The organism is Aquabacterium sp. UBA2148 (genome assembly GCF_002328915.1).
GTDB classification, from domain to species: Bacteria; Pseudomonadota; Gammaproteobacteria; order Burkholderiales; family Burkholderiaceae_C; genus Aquabacterium; species Aquabacterium parvum.
Genome location: NZ_DCXA01000096.1, coordinates 10,662 through 10,897, shown reverse-complemented (window position 1 = coordinate 10,897; position 236 = coordinate 10,662). Strand labels below are relative to the sequence as shown.

Here is a 236-nt window from a genome sequence, read left to right as displayed (position 1 = left end):
GCCACGGCGCTGGTGTTGTCAGGCAGCAGGAAGTCGGTTTGAGCCCGCGTGCCAAAAGGGTTGGCCGGGCCGAAGCTGCCCGAGTGCTGGGTGTCGTAGCCCACCTGGTCGCCGCTGACGAGGTTGTCGATCACGGCCACGCCACCCAGGAAGGCGTTGGTGCCGATGTCGCTGAAGCCGACGCTGGCGGCGATGCCATCGTCGGGCCGCAGGTCGGTGAGGGTGTACTGGATGTT

General features: G+C 66.9%; 1 protein-coding gene. It reads right to left on the bottom strand.

The genetic code is table 11. From position 1 onward, the window contains the following. Positions 1-236 (bottom strand): hypothetical protein (locus B2W70_RS05175; RefSeq protein WP_286743536.1); only part of this gene is annotated, 236 nt, incomplete at both ends.